Origin of the sequence: Streptomyces sp. NPDC058525 (assembly GCF_042719495.1) — a bacterium.
Classification (GTDB): domain Bacteria; phylum Actinomycetota; class Actinomycetes; order Streptomycetales; family Streptomycetaceae; genus Streptomyces.
In genome coordinates this window covers 117,564-137,271 of the sequence record NZ_JBHXNP010000007.1, presented here as the reverse complement: position 1 = coordinate 137,271, position 19,708 = coordinate 117,564, and the positions used below count along the sequence as shown (strand labels likewise).

25 protein-coding genes are annotated in these 19,708 nt (G+C 69.3%); 5 read left to right on the top strand and 20 right to left on the bottom strand.

What is annotated here, in order from left to right; translation table 11 throughout:
• Positions 1–5: 5 nt before the first annotated feature.
• From ACFWP3_RS06195 to ACFWP3_RS06185, 3 genes are all read left to right on the top strand, one after another.
• Positions 6–266 carry an SCO4848 family membrane protein gene (locus ACFWP3_RS06195; protein ID WP_384216694.1) on the top strand — a complete coding sequence of 87 codons (261 nt, stop codon included), beginning with the start codon at positions 6–8 and terminating at the stop codon, positions 264–266.
• A complete protein-coding gene (locus ACFWP3_RS06190) occupies positions 263–1,561 on the top strand; it encodes a metallophosphoesterase (protein WP_384216692.1) in 1,299 nt (432 codons plus the stop codon). Before ACFWP3_RS06195 ends, ACFWP3_RS06190 begins: the two co-directional genes overlap by 4 nt.
• 152 nt (positions 1,562–1,713) lie before the next feature.
• Positions 1,714–3,270 (top strand): ABC transporter substrate-binding protein, encoded by a 1,557-nt coding sequence (locus tag ACFWP3_RS06185; protein WP_384216690.1) that lies wholly within the window; start codon positions 1,714–1,716, stop codon positions 3,268–3,270.
• Between the two features lie 13 nt (positions 3,271–3,283).
• On the opposite strand, the gene ACFWP3_RS06180 is transcribed toward ACFWP3_RS06185, so the two are convergent.
• The 5 genes from ACFWP3_RS06180 to ACFWP3_RS06160 form a co-directional block, all read right to left on the bottom strand.
• Complete coding sequence (locus tag ACFWP3_RS06180; RefSeq protein ID WP_384216688.1) at positions 3,284–4,144, bottom strand: TetR family transcriptional regulator; 861 nt, start codon at positions 4,142–4,144, stop codon at positions 3,284–3,286.
• 11 nt (positions 4,145–4,155) lie between these two features.
• Entirely contained in the window at positions 4,156–4,584 is a 429-nt protein-coding gene (locus ACFWP3_RS06175) for a thiol-disulfide oxidoreductase DCC family protein (protein WP_384216686.1), read from the bottom strand.
• A 3-nt stretch (positions 4,585–4,587) separates the two neighbouring features.
• Complete coding sequence (locus ACFWP3_RS06170; RefSeq protein ID WP_384216684.1) at positions 4,588–4,992, bottom strand: hypothetical protein; 405 nt, start codon at positions 4,990–4,992, stop codon at positions 4,588–4,590.
• Between the two features lie 217 nt (positions 4,993–5,209).
• The gene (locus ACFWP3_RS06165) at positions 5,210–5,629 is read right to left on the bottom strand and encodes a hypothetical protein (RefSeq protein WP_384216682.1); all 420 of its coding nucleotides are present in this window, start codon (positions 5,627–5,629) and stop codon (positions 5,210–5,212) included.
• Between the two features lie 63 nt (positions 5,630–5,692).
• Positions 5,693–6,436 carry a PaaI family thioesterase gene (locus tag ACFWP3_RS06160; RefSeq protein WP_384216681.1) on the bottom strand — a complete coding sequence of 248 codons (744 nt, stop codon included), beginning with the start codon at positions 6,434–6,436 and terminating at the stop codon, positions 5,693–5,695.
• 91 nt (positions 6,437–6,527) lie between these two features.
• Here ACFWP3_RS06160 and ACFWP3_RS06155 point away from each other — a divergent pair, with 91 nt between their 5' ends.
• On the top strand, positions 6,528–6,902 hold the full coding sequence (locus ACFWP3_RS06155; protein WP_384216679.1) for a VOC family protein: 375 nt from the start codon (positions 6,528–6,530) through the stop codon (positions 6,900–6,902).
• A gap of 120 nt (positions 6,903–7,022) precedes the next feature.
• On the opposite strand, the gene ACFWP3_RS06150 is transcribed toward ACFWP3_RS06155, so the two are convergent.
• From ACFWP3_RS06150 to ACFWP3_RS06080, 15 genes are all read right to left on the bottom strand, one after another.
• Entirely contained in the window at positions 7,023–7,682 is a 660-nt protein-coding gene (locus ACFWP3_RS06150; protein WP_384216677.1) for a Uma2 family endonuclease, read from the bottom strand.
• Between the two features lie 146 nt (positions 7,683–7,828).
• A complete protein-coding gene (locus ACFWP3_RS06145) occupies positions 7,829–8,386 on the bottom strand; it encodes a hypothetical protein (protein ID WP_384216675.1) in 558 nt (185 codons plus the stop codon).
• A gap of 134 nt (positions 8,387–8,520) precedes the next feature.
• Positions 8,521–9,288, bottom strand: coding sequence for a succinate dehydrogenase iron-sulfur subunit (locus ACFWP3_RS06140; protein ID WP_384216673.1), 768 nt, complete (start codon positions 9,286–9,288; stop codon positions 8,521–8,523).
• Positions 9,288–11,042, bottom strand: coding sequence for a succinate dehydrogenase flavoprotein subunit (sdhA, locus tag ACFWP3_RS06135; protein ID WP_384216671.1), 1,755 nt, complete (start codon positions 11,040–11,042; stop codon positions 9,288–9,290). Before sdhA ends, ACFWP3_RS06140 begins: the two co-directional genes overlap by 1 nt.
• 23 nt (positions 11,043–11,065) lie before the next feature.
• Complete coding sequence (locus ACFWP3_RS06130) at positions 11,066–11,548, bottom strand: succinate dehydrogenase hydrophobic membrane anchor subunit (RefSeq protein WP_384216669.1); 483 nt, start codon at positions 11,546–11,548, stop codon at positions 11,066–11,068.
• Between the two features lie 5 nt (positions 11,549–11,553).
• On the bottom strand, positions 11,554–11,934 hold the full coding sequence (sdhC, locus tag ACFWP3_RS06125; protein ID WP_384216667.1) for a succinate dehydrogenase, cytochrome b556 subunit: 381 nt from the start codon (positions 11,932–11,934) through the stop codon (positions 11,554–11,556).
• Positions 11,935–12,086: 152 nt separating this feature from the next.
• Positions 12,087–12,692 carry a 2-oxo-4-hydroxy-4-carboxy-5-ureidoimidazoline decarboxylase gene (locus ACFWP3_RS06120; protein WP_384216665.1) on the bottom strand — a complete coding sequence of 202 codons (606 nt, stop codon included), beginning with the start codon at positions 12,690–12,692 and terminating at the stop codon, positions 12,087–12,089.
• A gap of 276 nt (positions 12,693–12,968) precedes the next feature.
• Positions 12,969–13,100 (bottom strand): hypothetical protein, encoded by a 132-nt coding sequence (locus tag ACFWP3_RS06115; RefSeq protein ID WP_384216663.1) that lies wholly within the window; start codon positions 13,098–13,100, stop codon positions 12,969–12,971.
• A gap of 390 nt (positions 13,101–13,490) precedes the next feature.
• Positions 13,491–14,255: an aldo/keto reductase gene (locus ACFWP3_RS06110; protein WP_384216661.1), complete on the bottom strand. Its 765-nt coding sequence runs from the start codon at positions 14,253–14,255 to the stop codon at positions 13,491–13,493.
• Positions 14,252–14,839: an AAA family ATPase gene (locus ACFWP3_RS06105; RefSeq protein WP_384216659.1), complete on the bottom strand. Its 588-nt coding sequence runs from the start codon at positions 14,837–14,839 to the stop codon at positions 14,252–14,254. The genes ACFWP3_RS06110 and ACFWP3_RS06105 overlap by 4 nt, the downstream gene beginning before the upstream one ends.
• Positions 14,836–15,447: an exonuclease domain-containing protein gene (locus ACFWP3_RS06100; RefSeq protein WP_384216658.1), complete on the bottom strand. Its 612-nt coding sequence runs from the start codon at positions 15,445–15,447 to the stop codon at positions 14,836–14,838. Before ACFWP3_RS06100 ends, ACFWP3_RS06105 begins: the two co-directional genes overlap by 4 nt.
• Positions 15,444–16,658, bottom strand: a complete 1,215-nt coding sequence (locus ACFWP3_RS06095) for a radical SAM protein (protein ID WP_384216656.1) — start codon at positions 16,656–16,658, stop codon at positions 15,444–15,446. The genes ACFWP3_RS06100 and ACFWP3_RS06095 overlap by 4 nt, the downstream gene beginning before the upstream one ends.
• A gap of 525 nt (positions 16,659–17,183) precedes the next feature.
• Positions 17,184–17,444: a hypothetical protein gene (locus ACFWP3_RS06090; protein WP_384216654.1), complete on the bottom strand. Its 261-nt coding sequence runs from the start codon at positions 17,442–17,444 to the stop codon at positions 17,184–17,186.
• Positions 17,441–17,704: a hypothetical protein gene (locus ACFWP3_RS06085; RefSeq protein WP_384216653.1), complete on the bottom strand. Its 264-nt coding sequence runs from the start codon at positions 17,702–17,704 to the stop codon at positions 17,441–17,443. The genes ACFWP3_RS06090 and ACFWP3_RS06085 overlap by 4 nt, the downstream gene beginning before the upstream one ends.
• Positions 17,705–17,831: 127 nt before the next feature.
• On the bottom strand, positions 17,832–19,061 hold the full coding sequence (locus tag ACFWP3_RS06080) for a helix-turn-helix domain-containing protein (protein ID WP_384216651.1): 1,230 nt from the start codon (positions 19,059–19,061) through the stop codon (positions 17,832–17,834).
• A 249-nt stretch (positions 19,062–19,310) separates the two neighbouring features.
• Between ACFWP3_RS06080 and ACFWP3_RS06075 the strand changes: the two genes are divergently transcribed.
• Entirely contained in the window at positions 19,311–19,595 is a 285-nt protein-coding gene (locus tag ACFWP3_RS06075; RefSeq protein WP_384216649.1) for a hypothetical protein, read from the top strand.
• Positions 19,596–19,708 lie beyond the last annotated feature (113 nt).

The following is a 19,708-nucleotide window of genomic DNA, read 5'->3' as shown; positions in this document are numbered from 1 at the left end:
GGGCCATGAGACTCAGCCGTACCGCCTCCTGGTTCCTGCTCTCCTTCGGAGTGTGGAGCTGGTTCATCTGGGTGTCTTTCGTCCGGAACCTGTGGAAGAACGGCAGCGGGCAGGCATTCGATGCGGCGGGCGACCCCACGGCCTACTTCTGGGTGCACCTGACGCTCGCGGTGACGTCCTTTCTCCTGGGGACGGCCGTCGGAGTGATCGGGTTGCGCGGTGTCCGGGCGCTGCGGCGTGAATCACGTAAGGAGCAGAACGCATGAGAGCCGCCGTCTTCGCGCTGGTCGCGCTCGCGGTCATCGCCCTCCTGGTGCTGGTCCACCGGTGGCTGTGGACCCGCCTGGTCCGCGACACCACGGCCCCCGGCGGCCTGCCCCGCCGCATCGGCACCGCCTTGGCCATCGCCCTGCCCCTCCTCTCCCTGGCCGCGCTGACCGCGGGCCGCGCGGGCGTTCCCTTCCCGCTCCAGCAGGCCGTGTCCTGGCCCGGGTTCCTCTGGCTCGCGGTACTCCTGTACCTGACCCTGACGATGCTGGTCGCGGAGCCGATCCGCGCGCTGTTGCTCCGCCGACTGGCCCACCGCGTCCCCTCCCGGGTGGCGGAGACGGCCTCCGGGGACGCCCGCCAGGACGGCGCCGGCACGGCCGCGACGACCACCACCGCCGTCGCCCCGCCCGTCGCACCCGTCGTCCCGGACGAGCCCGCCGCGCCCGCCGCGGGCGAGCTGACCCGCCGCCGGTTCGTCGCGCGCACCCTCGGCGGCGCGGCCGCCGCCGTGGCCCTCGGGACCGTCGCGAACGGGGCGTACGGATCGCACGGCGTCCTGCGCGGCCCCAGCGTCCGCCGCGTGCAGGTCCCCCTGGCCAAGCTGCCGCGCGCCGCGCACGGCTTCCGGATCGCCGTCGTCAGCGACGTCCACCTCGGCCCGATCCTGGGCCGTGCCCACACCCAGCGCATCGTCGACACCGTCAACCGGACCCAGCCCGACCTCATCGCCATCGTCGGCGACCTCGTCGACGGCGACGTCCGGGACCTCGGTCCGGCCGCCGAGCCGCTGCGCGGGCTCACCGCCCGCCACGGCACGTACTTCGTGACCGGGAACCACGAGTACTTCTCCGGCGCCCAGCAGTGGGTCGACCACGTCCGCGAGCTCGGCCTGAACCCGCTGGAGAACGCCCGCCACGCCCTCCCGTACTTCGACCTCGCCGGGGTGAACGACATCGCGGGCGAGAGCGAGGGCCACGGCCCCGACTTCGCGGCGGCGCTCGGCGACCGCGACCGCGCCCGTACCGCCGTCCTCCTCGCCCACCAGCCCGTCGTGATCCACGACGCCGTCAAGCACGGCGTCGACCTCCAGCTCTCCGGCCACACCCACGGCGGCCAGCTCTGGCCCGGCAACTACCTTGCCGAGCTCGCCAACCCCACCGTCGCGGGTCTGGAGCGGTACGGCGACACCCAGCTGTGGGTGTCGCGCGGGGCCGGTGCGTGGGGACCGCCGGTGCGGGTCGGCGCGCCGTCCGACATCACGGTCGTCGAACTCGCCTCATATCAGGCCTGACCGCCGCCAACCGCCGCCAACCGCCGGTGACCCGCCTGCTAACCGCCGCCGAAGCGCCGGGAATCAACCTTCCGGACGCCAAAATTCCGTGATGGGATGACCGGTAATCGGACAGTGCGTCGCTGTCAGCGGTACAGGGGTGGGGTTCAGGGATGCGGTCTGTCCGCTCGAAGATCATCGCGGCCGGGCTGGTCCTGGCCGCGGCCGGCGTCGGTGCCTGGCAGCTGCTGCCCGCAGCGGGCAGCGGCGGCGGCGCCATCCGGGTCGGGACGAGCGACGTCGTCTCCTCCCTCGACCCCGCGGGCGCGTACGACGCCGGCTCCTGGGCCCTGTTCGGCAACGTCTACCAGTCCCTGCTGACCCTGAAGTCCGGCTCGTCCACCCCCGTGCCGGACGCCGCCACCTCCTGCGCCTTCGTCGGCCAGAAGCTCACCACCTACCGGTGCGAGCTCCGCCCCGACCTGAAGTTCGCGGGCGGCCGCGCGATCACCGCCGAGGACGTCAAGCACTCCTTCGACCGGATCAAGGCCATCAACTCCGACCAGGGGCCGGCCCCCCTCTTCAACACCCTGGACTCGGTCAAGGCGGAGGGGCTCACGGTCACCTTCAACCTCTCCGCGGGCGACGCCACCTTCCCCTTCAAGATCGCGACGGGCGCCGCCTCCATCGTCGACAAGGACACCTACCCGGCTAAGACCCTGCGCGAGGACGGGAAGATCGCCGGCTCCGGCCCGTACTCCCTGGCTGCGTACAAGGCGGGCACGAGCGCCGAGCTGAGGCCCAACCCCTCCTACAAGGGCCAGGCCAAGCCCGCCCGCGCACCCGTCACCGTCCGCTACTTCAAGGACTCCGCGCAGCTCGACCGGGCCTGGAACGAGCGCGAGGTCGAGGTCGCCCACCGGGAGATGCCCCCGGCCGTGCTCGCCGCCCTCAACCCGGGCCTGAAGGACACCCGCTACCAGGCCTCCGGTGGCTCCGAGACCCGCTCCGTGGTCTTCAACGTCCGCCCCGGCTCGGCCGCCGCGCCCCTCGCCGTCCGCCAGGCCGTGGCCGCCGTGCTCGACCGCTCCAAGCTGGCGAGCGAGGTCTACTCGGGCACCGTCACCCCGCTGTACTCCCTGGTGCCGGCGGGCATCGCCGCGCACGGCACGCCGTTCTTCGACACCTACCCGGCGCCCAGCGGGGCCACCGCCAAGAAGCTGCTCAAGGACGCCGGCATCACCGCCCCCGTCCCGCTCACCGTCGGGGTCAACGCGCGCGGCGCGAACCTCGCCGAGGCCGACGAGCTCAAGCGGCAGTTGGAGTCGACCGGGCTCTTCCAGCTGAACGTCAAGCCGGTGGAGCAGTGGGCCGACTTCCAGAAGGCCTACGCGGCGGGCGAGTTCGACGCCTACACGATCGGCTGGATCGCCGACTTCCCCGACGCGGACAACTTCCTCGCCCCGCTGGTCGGCACCGACTCCTCCATGAACAACGGCTTCTCCGACCAGGCCGTGGACGGCCTGGTCGCCCGTACCCAGTCGCACTCGGACCGGGCCGGGGCGGCCGCCGACTTCCGCGAGCTGCAGAAGCTGGTCGCCCAGCAGGTCCCGATGGTGCCGATCTGGCAGAAGAAGGACTACGTGATGTCCCGCGAGGCCGTCACCGGTGCCCAGTACCTGTCCGACGGGACGGGCGTGTGGCGCCTGTGGGAACTCGACTGGCTGTAGGGGTGTCCAGGGCCTACGCGGACTTCGGGCTCCCGGACTTCGGGCCCCCGGACTTCGAGCGCGCCGACTTCCGGCCCGCCGCCTTCGAGTCCGCGTGGTCCGCCTTCGAGTCCGCGTGGTCCGGCTCCGGGCCGAGGTCCGGCCCGGGCTCCGGGTCCGGGTCCGAGGCCCGCTTGCGGGCGCCCGCCGTGGCCGTCTGCGCCATGCCGGGCAGGAAGTCCGCGAACAGTTCGTGGACCTCGCGCACCAGCGGCCGCAGCACCCTGAACCGGGCCAGCACGATGCCCCGCGTCGTCAGCTGCGCACCGCGCTCGGCCAGCCGCCGCGTCTTCTCGCTGTTCGGCGACCGGTCGAAGACCCAGTACAGGACCAGGCCCATCTGCGAGAGCCACATCAACTCGGGCAGTACGTCGGCCAGCTCGGCCGGCACCTTGGTCTTCGCCCCCGCGAGCACCTCGCGGTGGACGTTGATCGCCGCCTGCCGCGCGTCCTCCGACTCCGGCGAGAACGGGCTGAGCGGACTTTCGGGGTCCGCCGCGTTCTTGAAGAACTGCGAGGCGAACTCGTGGTACGGGGCCGCGATGTCCATCCAACTGGTCAGCACGCCCGCGAGCCGCTTCTGCAGATCGGTCTCGTTGTCCAGGATGGGCCGGACCGCCGCCTGGTGGGCGGCCCCGATCCGGTCGTAGAAGCCCTGGACGAGGTGTTCCTTCGACTCGAAGTAGTAATAGGCGTTGCCGACCGAGACACCGGCCTCCTTCGCGATACCCCGCATCGTCGTCTTGTCGAAGCCGCGCTCCTGGAAGAGACGGAGCGCGGTTTCGAGGATGAGCGTGCGGGTCTGCTCGCTCTTGGGAGCCTTCTGATCAGTCACGGTGCACGAGCCTATCGGGGGACGGAGCACTGGTCGTCACAGGCCGGGTCCTGCGCCCCCTGGGGGTGACCCTCGGTCCGTACCGCAGCCCGCCACTTCGAGGCGGTGTGCATGGCGGCGCGGGCGAACGGCCGCCCGGCGGGGGTGGCGAGCCAGTTGGCCTTCGGCCGGTGTTCGACCAGCGCCCACAGGCACACGATGAAGGCGTCGGTCCCGGTCCACACCTGCCCGGAGTCCCCGATCACGGTGATCTCCCGCAGCGTCGACTCGTGGTCGAGCCCCGGGAACCGGCGCCGCGCCTCGAAGGACGCGGCCGGGACGAGCCGCAGCGGTACCAGCCATCGCTGGGCGAGCAGCCAGTGCCTGATGTGCACGCAGAGCGGACAGTTCGCGTCGTAGAGCACGGTCAGGTGGCGCACCGCCGACCCGGGGGCGGCCATCGGTCAGGCCCCGGCCGGAGCGGTCCACCCCTGCGGGGCGACCGGCGGGGTCTGCTGGCGCTCCATGAGGCCGCGGCGGCGCATCTTGTTCAGGACCCAGACGTTGCCGAGGTGCATGACCCCGAGGACGAGCAGGACGACGCCGAGCTTGACCGAGAGCGCCTCGAAGAGGTGGCGGGCCTCGACTATCTCCTCGCCCGAGCGGAGGTAGAGGGTCACGAAGCCGATGTTCACGAGGTAGAAGCCGACCACCAGGAGCTGGTTGACCGCGTCCGCGAGCTTCTCGTTCCCCTGGAGGACGTCGCCGATGAAGACGCGGCCGTTACGGCTGAGCGTACGGGCGACCCAGACGGTGAGCCCGATGCTGATGAGCAGGTAGATGACGTACGCGATCACGGTGAGGTCCATGCCCTCAGCCCCCTTGAACGTGTTCAACTGCTGACGAGGATCACTGTAGGGCCTTTTTTGAACAGGTTCAAGCAAATGTCGCGGCGGGCCGTCGCGCCCGTGCCGCGGAACGCGAAAGCCGCGCCCCGCGCCTGGGCGGCGGGACGCGGCTCGAAGCCGTGCGGAGGGATGCCGGGCAACCGGGGGCCGGCCGAAGCGGGCCCGGAGGCGGCGGCCGTCAGAGCTTGAACACCACTCCGCGCCAGGTCCATCCGGCGGCGAGGACGGCCTCGCGCAGGGGGTCCTTCAGCTGGGCGGTGTCGAAGTCGAAAATCTCCGTCCGGCGCATCTCGCCGTCCTCCCCGCGCTCGACCGACCACCGCTTGGACACCGTCCTCACCTGGCCGCGGGACTGCTCGGCCGCGATCGCCAGCCGCGGCGTGTTCCCGGCCCACGTGACGTCCCACCGCTCGTCGACGGCGCGGACCTCGTTCTTCTCCGGGACCAGGCGCTTCCGGATCTTGAGGGTGCGGCTCAGCCGGGTCCGCAGGAAGAAGGTGTTCCAGGCCGGCTCCAGGATCAAGCCCGGCACGGTCGTGTTCACCACCGCCGTCATGGCCCGGGCGGTCGTCGACCGGATGAAGGAGACACCGGCCACGACCGGCTGACGCCTGCCCGGACCGGCCGGACCGGCCGGGCCGCACAGGCCGTCCGGGCCCGCCTACACCGCCTGGCGCGGCTGCACCCACAGGGCCTCGGCGAAGGCGCAGAGGTCGCCGTCGGCCGTGGCCAGGGCCGTGCCGACCGTGTACTTGCGGCCCTCCGAGCCGAGCAGCCACGCGTAGGTGACCAGGCCTTCGCCGACCGGAACCGGCCGCAGCAGCCGCGCCGTCAGCGCCGCCGTGACCGCGCCGGCCGCGCGGCCGCCGAGCAGGCGCCCGGCCGCGTTCCCCGGGCAGTCCAGCGACCCCCACACCAGCTCCGGCGGCAACAGCCCGTCAGGACCGGCGAGTTCGGGCGCGGGGGTCCAGGCGGTGGCGACCAGGCCGGCGCCACCGCCGCCCGGCACCAGTCCGCAGTGCTGGCGCAGTCCCGTGGCGGGCGTACGGTCCAGACCGCAGCCGAAGCAGTCCGTCGACCCGTCCGGCGGGGCCGCCCGGTAGGCCTCGGCCGCGGCCGAGGCCGCCGCCCAGGACGGCGCCTCGGGCACGTCGGATGCGTCCGTACCCAGCCCGGCGGGCGTGGCGACGGCCAACAGCAGCTCACCTGAGGTGAGTTCGGCGCCCCCGTCGGCCGTACCGGCCAGCAGGACCGGCACCCCGGTCGGCGCCGGCCGGCGGAAGTCCACCCGTACGGTCTTCGCAGCGGCCCGCCCGGCGAGCAGTCCCGCCACGTAGCCGCCGAAGGCGACGCCCGGGTATCCGCAGAGGTGGTCCGGAACCGTGATCGTCTCGAAGTCGGTCATGGAGCCACTCCATCACAGACCGGCTCCGGCGCCCCGGGGCCCCCGCGAATTCGGTGGACAGCCCACGCACCCCTGTCCGATAGTCCGCCGTATGACTTCTCTCGTACGACACCTCACGTTCGACTGCTCCGACGCCTACGCCCAGGGGCAGTTCTGGGCCGGCGTCCTCGACGGCAAGCTGTCCGACGAGGATTTCCCGGGCGACCCCGAGGCACTGGTCACGACGCCCGGCGCGGACCTGCTGTTCGTGACGGTGCCCGACGCCAAGGCCGTGAAGAACCGCGTGCACGTGGACCTCCAGCCGCAGGACCGCACGCGCGACGAGGAGGTGGAACGCATCATCGCCCTCGGCGCCACCGTCGTCGGCGACCACCGCAACCCCGACGGCACGGGCTGGGTCACCCTGGCCGACCCGGAGGGCAACGAGTTCTGCGTGGAACGCAGCGCGTCCGAACGCAAGCAGTGACCCGGCCCGCCCTGCGCCGGGCGGGATGGACAGACAGTGCGTCTGCCGGCGGTGGCGAACGTACCCGCGTGGTGCCCCTCGGCGACGCCGAAGCAGTCCTGTGACGTGCGAACGGCAGCCCTAGGAGGTCTCCTCCGAGGCCGGCGGAACGGCCTTTTTGCGCGGCTGCGGCCGACCCGTAGCCAGGAGTTCCCCGACATCGAGCGTCACCTTGGCCCCGAGGGAGTCGGGGAGGGTGGCGAGCTCGCCGGCGGCAAGGACGCGGTGGCTGTCGTACGTCCCGCCGGCGGGGTCGGTCAGGACGTGCAGCCGCTGGTGCTTGCGGTTGACGATGACATAGACGGGGACCCGCGCCTGGGCGTAGGCGGCGGCCTTGGCGCGCAGGTCGTTGTTGTAGTTCGACGAGGTGACTTCCAGGACGAGGCGGAAGGCCGCCGGGTCGTAGCAGTTGAACTCGATCAGATGCTCGTCGATGTCGGCGTTGACCACGGAGAGGTCGGGGATCGCGTAGTCCTCCGGACCGTCGGGTAGCCACAGGCCGACGCCCTGTACGACCTGGGACTCGGGTCCGTGCAGGCCGGCGCTCAGGAACGGCAGCATGAGGTCGGTCAGGACTCGCGCGTGCGGGAGGTCCGGGGGCGGGGTCACGGTGAGGATGCCTCCGATGATCTCGACGCGGTAGCCGGGGTTCCGCTCCATGAGCTGGGCGGCCTCTTCGAGGAGGGTCAGAGACTCCTCCCCGCCGGCGTACTCAGGGTGCTCGACGGGCGCTGTGGACATTCCGGACCTCCCGTGGGCTGGGTCGAGAGCATCATCGTAGGACGGTGGCACGCGCGCGTCCCGTAAGCGGGCTGCTCACCGGATCGGGTGAAGGGACTCCGGCGGCCTCCTCCCCCGCCCGCCACCGCGTTTCGGGGCCGGTGTCCTCAGATGCTCAGCGACCGGGCGAAGTTGAGCTGGGACATCACCCACGGGTACGTGTTCTGGTCCTGGGCCGGGATCATCGTGGAGTGGTGGCGGCCGCCGCTGGTCACCGTGATCTGGATGTAGCCGGTGGTCTTCTTCTCCTTCATCAGGAGGAACAGCAGGCCGAGCAGGCAGAACAGGAAGAAGATGACCGCCAGGATGATCGCGTGGGTCGGGATCTTCTCCTCGGTGCGCGAGAAGTCCGTCGCGTTCCACATCGCGCCCCGCAGCGGCATCGTGCCCGACGGGGTGATGATCTGGTCCCCCGCGATGGTGATGTCGCCGAGGGACATGCCCGCACCGCCGCCGCCGGGCGCGGGGACCGGGGCCGGCATGCCGGCGCCCATGGTCGGCTGGTAGGCCGGGGCCGCCGGGTAGGGCTGCGGGTAGCCGTAACCGGCCTCGCCCGGGCCCCACTTGTAGTCGCCGTGGCCGGGCTGACCGGGCTGGCCCGGCTGTCCCGGCCGGCCGGTGTAGCCCGGATCGCCTGCGTACGGATTCGGCTGCTGCTCGCTCATGTGGCCGATCCTTCCACAGCGCGCACCAAGCCTGTACCCCGTAACCGGGTAAGCCGCGGAGCACGCGCGAGGCCCCGTACCCGGAGCAACTCCGGGTACGGGGCCTCGTGTACGGGCCGGGGGCGCCGAGGGGATCAGAAGCGGCGCGTGATCAGCGCACGCTTGACTTCCTGGATCGCCTTCGTGACCTCGATGCCGCGCGGGCACGCGTCGGTGCAGTTGAACGTCGTGCGGCAACGCCACACGCCGTCCTTGTCGTTGAGGATCTCAAGACGCTGCTCGCCCGCCTCGTCACGGCTGTCGAAGATGAAGCGGTGCGCGTTCACGATCGCCGCCGGGCCGAAGTACTGGCCGTCGTTCCAGAACACCGGGCACGAGGACGTGCACGCGGCGCACAGGATGCACTTGGTGGTGTCGTCGAAGCGCTCGCGGTCCTCGGCGGACTGCAGGCGCTCGCGCGTCGGCTCGTTGCCCGTGGTGACCAGGAACGGCATGACGTCCCGGTACGCCTGGAAGAAGGGCTCCATGTCGACGACGAGGTCCTTCATCACCGTGAGGCCCTTGATGGCCTCGACGGTGATCGGCTTCTCCGGGTTGATGTCCTTGATCAGCGTCTTGCAGGCGAGCCTGTTCTTGCCGTTGATCCGCATCGCGTCGGAGCCGCAGATGCCGTGCGCGCACGACCGGCGGAAGGTCAGCGTGCCGTCGAGGTCCCACTTGATCTTGTGGAGACCGTCGAGCACGCGCTCCTTCGGGTCGATCTCGATCTGGAAGTCCTGCCACTGCGCCTCGTCCGAGATCTCGGGGTTGTAGCGGCGGATCCGGAACGTGACCGTGATGTACGGCGAGGCCGCGGCCGCGGCCTCCATCGCGTCCGTCTTGGACAGGGTGGGGGTGGCCATCAGTACTTACGCTCCATCGGCTGGTAGCGGGTGACGACGACGGGCTTGTAGTCCAGCCGGACGGAATCCTTGCCGTCGGCGCCGACCTCGCGGTACGCCATGGTGTGGCGCATGAAGTTGACGTCGTCGCGGTTCGGGTAGTCCTCGCGGTAGTGACCGCCGCGGGACTCCTTGCGCGCCAGCGCGGACACGGCCATGACCTCGGCCAGGTCGAGCAGGTTGCCCAGCTCGATGGCCTCGAGCAGATCCGTGTTGAAGCGCTTGCCCTTGTCCTGCACGGACACGTTCTTGTAGCGCTCGCGCAGCTCGGCGATCTTCTCGACCGCCGTCTTGATGGTCTGCTCCGTACGGAACACCATCACGCACGCGTCCATCGTCTCCTGGAGCTCCAGACGCAGGTCGGCGACCCGCTCGTTGCCCGTGGAGCCGCGCAGCTGCTCGACGAGGTCGACCACCTGCTGCGCCGGGTTCTCCGGCAGCTCGACGTAGTCGTTCTCCTGCGAGTACCTGGCCGCGGCGATGCCCGAGCGCTTGCCGAAGACGTTGATGTCCAGCAGCGAGTTGGTGCCCAGGCGGTTCGCGCCGTGCACCGACACGCAGGCGACCTCGCCGGCCGCGTACAGGCCCGGGACGACGGTGGTGTTGTCGCTGAGGACCTCACCCTCGACGTTGGTCGGGATGCCGCCCATGGCGTAGTGCGCGGTGGGCTGGATCGGGATCGGGTCCGTGTACGGCTCGATGCCCAGGTAGGTGCGCGCGAACTCGGTGATGTCCGGGAGCTTCGCGTCGAGCTGCTCCGGCGGCAGGTGCGTCAGGTCCAGGTACACGTGGTCGCCGGCCGGACCGCAGCCGCGGCCCTCGCGGATCTCGGTGTAGATGGAGCGCGAGACGACGTCACGGGACGCGAGGTCCTTCATGACCGGCGCGTACTTCTCCATGAAGCGCTCGCCGTCCTTGTTGCGGAGGATGCCGCCCTCACCGCGGGCGCCCTCCGTCAGCAGGATGCCCATGCGCCAGATGCCCGTCGGGTGGAACTGGAAGAACTCCATGTCCTCCAGCGGCAGGCCGCGGCGGTAGCAGGCCGCCTGGCCGTCACCCGTGAGGGTGTGCGCGTTGGAGGTCACCTTGAAGAACTTGCCGGTGCCGCCGGAGGCGTAGATGACGGCCTTCGCCTGGAACACGTGGATCTCGCCGGTGGCGAGCTCGTACGCGACCACGCCGGCCGACTTCTTGACGCCGTCCTCCTCGACCAGGAGCTGGTCCAGGACGTAGAACTCGTTGAAGAACTCCACGCCCTCCTTGACGCAGTTCTGGTACAGCGTCTGGAGGATCATGTGGCCGGTGCGGTCCGCGGCGTAGCAGGACCGGCGGACCGGGGCCTCGCCGTGGTTGCGCGAGTGGCCGCCGAAGCGGCGCTGGTCGATGGTGCCGTCCGGGGTGCGGTTGAACGGCAGGCCCATCTTCTCCAGGTCGAGGACCGCGTCGATGGCCTCCTTCGCCAGGATCTCGGCGGCGTCCTGGTCGACCAGGTAGTCACCGCCCTTGACCGTGTCGAAGGTGTGCCACTCCCAGTTGTCCTCTTCCACGTTGGCCAGCGCGGCGGCCATGCCGCCCTGCGCGGCGCCCGTGTGGGAGCGGGTGGGGTAGAGCTTCGTCAGCACGGCGGTGCGGCTGCGCTTCGTCGACTCGATGGCGGCGCGCATGCCCGCGCCGCCCGCGCCGACGATGACGGTGTCGTACTTGTGGATCTTCATTGGTTTCGCCTCAGCCCCGTTGCCTAGCGGATGTTCGGGTCGAAGGTGAAGATCACCAGCGTGCCCAGAAGGATGGTGAACACCGTGGCGGTGTAGAGCAGGCCCTTCAGCCACAGCCGCGTGTTGGCGCGCTCCGCGTAGTCGTTGATGACGGTGCGCAGGCCGTTGGCGCCGTGCAGCATCGCCAGCCACAGCATCAGCAGGTCCCAGATCTGCCAGAACGGGGACGCCCAGCGACCGGCCACGAAGGCGAAACCGATCTTGGAGACGCCGCCGTCGAGCACCAGCTGGATCAGCAGGTGGCCGATGACGAGGACGACGAGCACGATGCCCGAGAGGCGCATGAAGAGCCACGCGACCATCTCGAAGTTGCCGCGGGTCGAGCGCGGGGTCTTGCCCGTGCGCTTGCGCGGGGCCTCGATGTACGGCGCCGGGTTGTCGACGTCGTAGAGGCTCACGCCTTCAACGTCACCGATGACCTTGGCGGAAGAAGTGTCAGAAGACATGCGTGTCACTTCCCGAACAGTTCAAGGTAGGCGTGGCTGAGGATGGGGTAGATGGCCCCGATCATCAGCGCGATCCAGATGCCCACGACGTACCAGAGCATGTGCTTCTGGTAGCGCGGGCCCTTGGACCAGAAGTCCACTGCGATGACGCGCAGGCCGTTCAGCGCGTGGAACAGGATTGCGGCGACGAGGCCGTACTCCAGCAGCGCGACGATCGGCGTCTTGTAGGTAGCCACCACATCGTCGTACGCCTCGGGGGAGACGCGGACGAGTGCGGTGTCGAGGACGTGTACGAACAGGAAGAAGAAAATGAGGACGCCGGTGACTCGATGAGCCACCCATGACCACATTCCTTCCCGGCCGCGGTACAACGTTCCAGCCGGCACGGAAAACCCTCCGGAAGCGGGGCGGGGGCCAGCCGGCTTCTTTGTCGGTCGGGCCCGGCCGGGTACGGTCCTCCGGCCCCGGACATCGTAGCGACGCTTTGTCGGTTCCTTCGCGCGGGGGCCATCGGTGTGATCAAACAGGCTCGGACGGACTATCCGACAGGGGCGAATAGCCCCATTTCCGCCCCAGTCAGGCCATCGGAAGACGTCAGCCAATGTGTCAGGTCGCACAGTCGGGCCTGGGCGAGGCGGCGCAGCTCGTCGGCGGAGAGGGAGCGCTCCTCGTCCACGTCGTGCCCCATCCGGCGCCGGATCGCCGCCAGCAGCTGGTCGGCCTGCTCCTCCGGCGTGCGCCCTTCGAGGCAGATGACGAAGGCGTGGCCGAACTTGCGCTCGTACTCCGCGTGCCCCGCGTCGAGGGCGAGCAGGGCGGCGTACGGTGCCCCGTGCTCCAGTTCCGCGGAGGACTCGGCGGCCAGGGCCTCCGTCAGGTCCGCCTGCGAGAGGTCGTACGAGGCCTCGTCCGCGGCGGCGAGCAGCGCGCCGGAATCGGGGTACGGGCGGTGTATCGCGACCCGGTGGGCCCAGCGCCGGCTGCCGCAGCAGTGCATCAGCGCCGCCTCGGCCGCCTCGGGGGTCAGGGCGTTGAACCGCGCCAGCCCGGGGCCGTGGAAGGGGTCGGAGCTTCCGCGGGCCTGTGCCGGAAGGTGGCTGGACAGCGGGGGGCTCCTCGTGGCGTGGCGCGGGTGTGCTGCCACGCTATCGACGCCGGGTGGGGTGTGTCGTACGCATTCGGGGAATTCACCCGGAAGTGAGCCGAAAGGATGACGGGAGCATCATGGATGCGAACCGAAGGGGGGCCGGGAGGGGGAGACGGCCCGGGGGAGGGGAGGGCGGCCGAGGCCGCCACCCCCGGCCGCACTAGTACACAAAGGGGCCCCTGACCAGGTGTTTCTCCCCTGATCGGGGCCCCTTGGCTTGTGCCGGCTGATGCCTCGATCACAGCACTTCAGGCTATTTCTGGGTGCTGTTGGTCACGCGTTGGCCATGAGCCCAACGCGTGCTCCCGGTTCACCGTCGGCGTCAATGGTGGTCAGCGTGTCGGTGATCGGCGCGAAGGGTTCGACCTGCGCCTCACTTTCACGTGCCTGTGTGACCTTACTCACCGCCGCCACGCTCCATGGCGGTCAGCGCCGCTCACGGCCGAGCTGGAGAAGCCGCTCGGGGTCGAGGCCGAGAGCCTCCAGTAGGTCGAGGCAATCGGCCCAAGAGCGGGCGTGGCTTGCGGCCCGCATGGCCGCTCGATCCCGCTCTTCTTGGGATGCGCCCCGCGCTGTCGGCACACTGCTTTCGATGGGCCGTAGCCGATCATTGTGGTAGTTACTGGCGCGAGCCACGCTCTCCTCCTGCCTGTCGTGCCGAGCTCCCGCCCATCGCGGCCCTTGATCCGGTGGCAGCCCCTCATGGCGGCCTGGCCCGCCCCAGTCAGAGGGCTCACTGTTGCGAAGACTCGCAGATTTGAGCGTGTCGCCATGGCTGGAGTGGGCTGGCGAGCCCTACGAGAGGCTGCCGACGAGTTCGCCCAGATGGGCCGGGGAGCTGGTGCCGGGAATCGGAGCGACGTTCTCCCCGAGGTCGAGTAGCCACCGCAGCGCCTTGGACGCACCGCCGTCCTGCGCCAGCGCGCCGGCACCGAGCGGGGCGTAAGGGACGTAAGGAATCCCCTGGGTCTCGCAGTATTCAGCAGTTCGGGTGTCGTTCGGCTGGGCCTCGCTCAGCTTGTTCTGCACGGCCGCAACCGTGACGAGCGTCGCGGCGAGGTCGATCTCCGCCGTGCTGACCTTGGACAGGCCGATGTGGGCGATCTTCCCCTCCTCCTGGAGGCTGGCCAAGGTGCCGACTTGATCCAGGAACGGAACCCGGGGGTCATTGCGGTGCAGGTAGCAGAGGTCGAGGCAGTCCACTCCCAGGCGGCGAAGGCTGCCTTCGACGCTCGCCCGAAGGTAAGCGGGGTGGCCATGCGGAGTCCACTCGTTCGGGCCGGTGCGGAGCATGCCGACCTTGGTGGCGATCACCAGCCGGTCCGGGTAGGGGTGCAGGACGCTACGAATCAGTTGTTCAACGGTGTGGGGGCCGTAAGAATCAGCGGTGTCGATGTGGGTGATGCCGTGCTCGTGGACCGCGTCGCGTAGGAGTGCAGCGGCTGCTCCGACGTCGGCCGGGTCGCCCCAGGTACCGGGCCCGGTCAGACGCATGGTGCCCAGGCCGACCCGGGAGACCTGCCTTCCAGCGAGGGTGATGGTGCCCGCGGGCGGCTTCACGCTGCCGCCTTGGCGGTGATGCGCTCCACCAGGACGGCCACCGCGTCACCTTCGAAGTCGGCGCTGGTGATCTTCTTGTGCGGCAGGTTGAGACTGTGGATCAGGGAGTGCACGTTCCGGTCGACGGCCGCCCGGTACTCCAGGTCACGGTCACGGGTGTCTCCCAGCGGGATGGATGGGTCCAGGATGGTCGCCACGAGGTGGTCGTACGTGGCGGTCTGGGCCTTGACCAGGCCGACGAGCCGGTCCATCACGGCCGGATCGGGTTCCTGGCCGGAGCGCTCCAAGGCGGCCATGTAGTAGGCGACGGGGTCGACGGCGGAGCGGTCGACGAGCACCACGTCAGCGGTCAGCGTTGCTTCGACGGCGGCGGCTGCGGAGGCGGCGATGATCCATTCGGTGCACTCGGGCGTCTGGTTCTGGAGCTTCGGGAAGCCGAGTTCGGCGGCCTTCGCGGCGAAGGAGGCAGGGGTGCGGGCCACGGTGCGGCCGGTGGCCCGCAGTTCCATCTCCAGACGCCGCAGGAGGGTGGTCTTACCGGTGGAGTGCGTGCCGGCTACGGCGAGGCGGATCGGGTTGGTCACCACAGTGTCTGCTCCTCTGGTTCGGGGGTCGGTGCCAGGCCAGGCATGCCCGGAGGGACCGCTCGCGCGGCCAGGGCCTCCCACGTGTCGTAGTGGGCGGCGAGGTGGTGCAGCAGGAGAGCGGTTGCGTGGGCGTCGTATCCGGCGCGATGCCGGGCACCAGACACGTCGTCCAGGCGGATATCGGTGTGAGCGATGAGCGCGTCGAGGCCGAAGCCCTTGTGGCCTGGGTACGTGGCTCGTGCCAGGCGAAGGGTGTCGATGACGCCTGCGGGCTTCCAGGTGGGCATGTGTCGGGTCAGAACGCTGTACTCGACGGATGCGGAGTGCGCGCAGATCCAGGCGCCGTCCAGCAGGGCGTGTACCTGCTCGGCCACATCAGGCCAGGTGGGGGCGTCAGCCGTCATCTCGTTGGTGATGCCGTGAATGCGGCTGATCCGCGAAGGGATCGGCACCGGGGGCCTGACCAGCCACGTGCGGGCCGCGTTCGGCTGGGGTTCGCCGTTCTCGACGGGGATGGCGGCGACTTCCACCAGGTCGGGCGGGGTGCCCCCGTTCCCCTCTACGTCAACGACGAACAGGGGGCGGGGCCAGGTGGAGAAGTTCACGGGGTGGGGGCTCCTTGGTCCCCTCCGCTCCAGCCGATCTCGGCGCGGCCGTGTCGGCGCTCGCGGTGGGGATGGGCGCGGTCGTGGACCTGGAAACCGTAGCCGTGCTGCATGAAGTAGCGAGGCTGCTCGTCCAGGCCCTCGGTGATGATCGCCCGTTCGGTGATTTCCACCGGGCCCGTTGCCCCCAGCTCAGCGGCCAGTCGATCCGCGTCCGGCTTTGCCGGCGCGTTCCACGCTGTCGCGCACAGCCCGAGTTGACGCTTGGGGCAGATGTCGCACAGTTCCTTGATCCCAAAGTGGCCGTTGTAGTCAGCCAAGCCATGGGCGTACGCCACAGCGCAGGAGGTCTTACGGAACAGCGGCCCCCACGGTTCCTCGCTGTCGGCCGGGCGCCGGAACAGGTCGAGAATTCGACTCTCGGTCTGCTCGGGCATGATCTTGCGGCGGGCGGTGTCCTCGTACGGCGAGGGCAGGCCGTTCTCCTGGTAGTACGCGGCGATCTCGTCGCGGAAGAACAGGCCGGTGAAGACCGACGCGTGGGCGTGCTCGGAAAGTCCCCTGGCGGTGGCGAGGTGCTCGTGGGTGTCGTTGAGGCCGGGCACGATGGGCCGCCAGTAGAAGATCGTTCGGTACGACTCGGCATGCTCGTACAGGGTCTTCAGGCTGGTGGCGGCGATGTCCGAGGGCACCGGCTCGATCCCGGTGTGTGCGATACCGGAGTACGTGACCAGGATTGTCAGCTTGATGTTCTTGAAGCCATTGAGGATGGCACAGTCCTCGGGAGTAACCCGCCATCGCGTGATTACGAGCACGTGATTGGTCAGGCCCTGCTCGTCCAACAGGCGAAGGGAGTCGAACGTGTGCGGCTTGACGACCGGGAGCATCGGGTCGGTTGCCTTGTTGAACAACTGAACCGGGGTGATGTGCGGCCGGAAGTATCGGTGGCTCGTAAGTGCGGCCACGGCCTCCTCGTCCGACATCAAGGCTCGAGGGTTCTTCATGTCGAAGTTCGAGTACAGGTGGCGAATGCAGTAGCCACACTCCAACGGGCAGCCGATCACGTGGTTGAGCGACAGGCCCGACTTCCGGTACTCGATCACGTCCGCGAGCTTCGGCTTCAGCGCGTCGATCTGCGCGGCCGACAGGAGCGGTAAGAACTTGCGCCCGTACGCCGCTGGCGGGGCCGCGGCGACCTGGGTCTTGGCCATGAGCTGCACCTCTTCTGATCTGGTCAGATCCCCGTGCTCGGGGCTGAACGAAAGGGAGCATTTCTGGTGGGGGCATTGGCGAAGGCGTCGGGCCCTGCGGCCCGAGGCGCGCCCCCTCGAGGGGGGATACGCACACACCCGGCGGTGGGAGGGGGGTGTGTGGGAGGGGGCGCGCGCCGGGCCGCAGGGAGAAGCCGGTTAGACCCACAAGGGATCTCCGAGCCGCAGCTCCTCGCGGGTCTTGATCACCCGGAGGTCTTTGGGATGCTCGGCGACCTTGGTGTGCCCGCCACCGCCGTATACAGGGCGAGGATGACGACCCCGTCAGGCCGCCGGTCCGTATAGACCCAACTGCCAGGCTCGGGCCCGTCATGGACGAGGTCACCGATCCTTGCGGTCGTCACGACCGCCTCCCTCAGTGAGGGCCTGGCCGTCATCCGGATTGGGGCGCTGTCTCGCGGCGGACGCGCCGGCAAAGAAGGCAGCTACGTTGGTGTACGCCGGATGGGGGTGGTCGTGGCCCGGTCATCGGTACCCCGCTGGCATGTCCGGCGGGATGGGGCGGATGGGCTGGAGTTCTTCTACTTCGGCGGTCCACTCGCGGCCCGAGGAGTCCAGGGGCCGCATGTGTGCGACGGTCCTGATCAAACGGCCGCTGATCTTGGCGCGATGTTCCAGGATCAGGGAGACCACTCCCTTGCGGCCGGTTGCCAGATGGGCGACCTCACGGCCGCTCAGCCGATGATCAGTGATTTCCGTGAGGTGGTGGTCGAGTTCCCCGGTCACCTGACGGCCCCGCCGTCCTCCGGCTGGTCGACGGGGTCCACGAGGCGGGTGACGGGAGCGCTCCAGCCCTCGCCGCCGCCCTCGGGCACGAGCTGGTGCAAGCTGGTGCCCGTGTCTTCGGGCAGCCCGACCACCACGCCACTCACATGGCGAAGGGTGTCGTAGGCGAGGTCCCCGCGCTGGGGGTTCCAGCCGGCCGCGGCGTCGGCAAGCTCGCGGCGGCGTACGCGGTCCTGGTCAGTGCGACGCGTAGGTGTCATGTGGCAGACCGTAGGGACGGTGGAAGGGCCGAAAATTCCGCCAGGGAATATCCGCAGTTCAGCGCATGGAAATTGGGGGTGCACGCAGGTTGCGTGCACCCCCAATTGACCAACAGGTGAGGCTGGTTCAGGTGTCGATGTGGAAGCGGCTCGCCATGAGTCGCTGCGCCTCCCGAGTCGCGGAGCGTTCAGAGTGAAGGATCTTGCGGAGCGTCGCGCGGGCAACCGGATGGTTGGTGACCAACTCGCGAGCCAACCGCTCAGCCTCGGCCAACTCGGTGAACGCCTTGTCGCGTTGGTTCTCCCACATGTAGGCGCGCGCCAGATCCATGTGATGGTGCCCGCGCCGGGAGTTGGGCAGGGTTGCGATCTGCTGGGGGTTGGCCTGCTCGTTGAGATCCAGGGCGTTGACGTGGTTGCCCATCTCAAGCTCTACCGCAATGCCATGGATGGTGACGTTGCCCGTGCTGAAGTTCAGGTTGTAGCGGTCGAAGGGTCGCTCGGTCAGAGCGTCCATGCGACTCGCGGCTTCTTTGGCGTAGCCGATACGGGCGGCGGTCTCGTCCCGATTCCCGTCTCTGGAAGCGGAAACGGCCGCGCGGAGCTGCGCTGCGCCCCACACGCTCAGGGCAAGCGGGTCACCAGCCTCGTAGGTGTCCTGAATGCCGACCAGGGACTTGTCGCCCAAAGCCAAGGCGTCGTCGTAGTCGGCCGATGCCCACATGCTGGATACGCGTACACCAGCGGCGACGGTCTGCATAAGCGGATCGCCTGAGAGCCGGGCCGCCCACTCCGCCCGCTCGCAGGCCAGGGCCGTCAGCTCGGCATGTCCGAGGGCGTTTGCGGCAGTATGGGCAAACTTGCACAGAACCGCGTACATGGCCCACGCGTCTTCCTGCTCGCTACCGCTGGCGACCTCGGCCAGGGCTCGGCTCTCCCTCAGCAGGTCAGGAACGGACTTCATGACGGCCGTCGACGCAGCGGCATCTCGAAGTCGGGACAAGCGCACCGTTTCCCGCCACAGGTCGGCGGCCGGCCGGGGCGTTCCGACGAATGTGGGGGCCAGGTCGTATCGGCGCAGCTCTCGGACAATGAGCAGGGCGGACTCCTGCCAACGGTTCTCGCCGGTCGGGCGATGGTCGTACGGGCGGCGGATCAGGTCGTTGGGGTGGCAGTGCAGCGCGGCTGCCAGGCGGCTGATCAGTGCGGACCGATCCAGCTCGATGAGCCCCTTCTCCACCTTCGACACCCAGCCCTGGGTCTTCCCTAGGGCCGCGCCGAGGTCGGCCTGAGTCAGGCCCATCATCAGTCGGCGCCGACGAATCCGGCCGCCGATCTCCTCTTGCTCCTCCAGCACGCGGGGCATACTCGTATCCACTCTCCTGGGACGTGAGACCTCACGAAGAGCGTACGGCGCCGGACGCCCCGAGCGATCTGTTCCTGTACCCGCTGCGCGTCAACTCGCCGTCTCTAGCGACTGGTCTACACGGGGCGACCCTGAAGGGTCGACGCGCCGCCCCTTCCCCATGGTGGCCGGGGCGGCGAATCTCTTGCAACTGGCAATTCTCAATCGGCAAGATGGGCAAACAAGATCCCGGCGGACTTCTTGTCGACCGTGCCTTTCGGAATGTCGCTATCGGGCGCCTGCGGATTGCGGATGCCGTACGCGGCCTCTACGTCCCAGACGGCTGGCAGAAGTCTCACCAAGGACGGGGACGACTCCGCGATCATCTATGTCGACCAGGCGCTGATGAGCGTCTTGAAGGTTCAGCGGGAGCGCCAGGAGATGTGGAAGGAGAAGGTTGGCGCAGTCTGGGACGATCACGACCCGATCTTCGCGCGGGACGGATACATGCCCCGCAAAGACGGGATCACCCCCTGCCGAATGTGAGGCATCACTCGCCTGGCTACACAATGGCGCAGTACGGAAAGCACCGGGTGGAGGGGCGCGCAAGCTGGCGGCGGGAACGGCTCAGCGCATCGGTTTGGGGCGGATCGGATGAG

Coding starts and splice junctions, on each gene's coding strand:
- ACFWP3_RS06195 (WP_384216694.1), top strand. CDS start 6: ATGAGACTCAGCCGTACCGCCTCCTGGTTCCTGCTCTCCTTCGGAGTG.
- ACFWP3_RS06150 (WP_384216677.1), bottom strand. CDS start 7,682: ATGTCCACAGCGCCCGTCGAGCACCCTGAGTACGCCGGCGGGGAGGAG.
- ACFWP3_RS06140 (WP_384216673.1), bottom strand. CDS start 9,288: ATGGCCACCCCCACCCTGTCCAAGACGGACGCGATGGAGGCCGCGGCC.
- ACFWP3_RS06130 (WP_384216669.1), bottom strand. CDS start 11,548: ATGTCTTCTGACACTTCTTCCGCCAAGGTCATCGGTGACGTTGAAGGC.
- ACFWP3_RS06095 (WP_384216656.1), bottom strand. CDS start 16,658: ATGGCCAAGACCCAGGTCGCCGCGGCCCCGCCAGCGGCGTACGGGCGC.
- ACFWP3_RS06145 (WP_384216675.1), bottom strand. CDS start 8,386: ATGAGCGAGCAGCAGCCGAATCCGTACGCAGGCGATCCGGGCTACACC.
- ACFWP3_RS06085 (WP_384216653.1), bottom strand. CDS start 17,704: ATGACACCTACGCGTCGCACTGACCAGGACCGCGTACGCCGCCGCGAG.
- ACFWP3_RS06155 (WP_384216679.1), top strand. CDS start 6,528: ATGACTTCTCTCGTACGACACCTCACGTTCGACTGCTCCGACGCCTAC.
- ACFWP3_RS06190 (WP_384216692.1), top strand. CDS start 263: ATGAGAGCCGCCGTCTTCGCGCTGGTCGCGCTCGCGGTCATCGCCCTC.
- ACFWP3_RS06175 (WP_384216686.1), bottom strand. CDS start 4,584: ATGGCCGCCCCCGGGTCGGCGGTGCGCCACCTGACCGTGCTCTACGAC.
- ACFWP3_RS06170 (WP_384216684.1), bottom strand. CDS start 4,992: ATGGACCTCACCGTGATCGCGTACGTCATCTACCTGCTCATCAGCATC.
- sdhA (WP_384216671.1), bottom strand. CDS start 11,042: ATGAAGATCCACAAGTACGACACCGTCATCGTCGGCGCGGGCGGCGCG.
- ACFWP3_RS06185 (WP_384216690.1), top strand. CDS start 1,714: ATGCGGTCTGTCCGCTCGAAGATCATCGCGGCCGGGCTGGTCCTGGCC.
- ACFWP3_RS06160 (WP_384216681.1), bottom strand. CDS start 6,436: ATGACCGACTTCGAGACGATCACGGTTCCGGACCACCTCTGCGGATAC.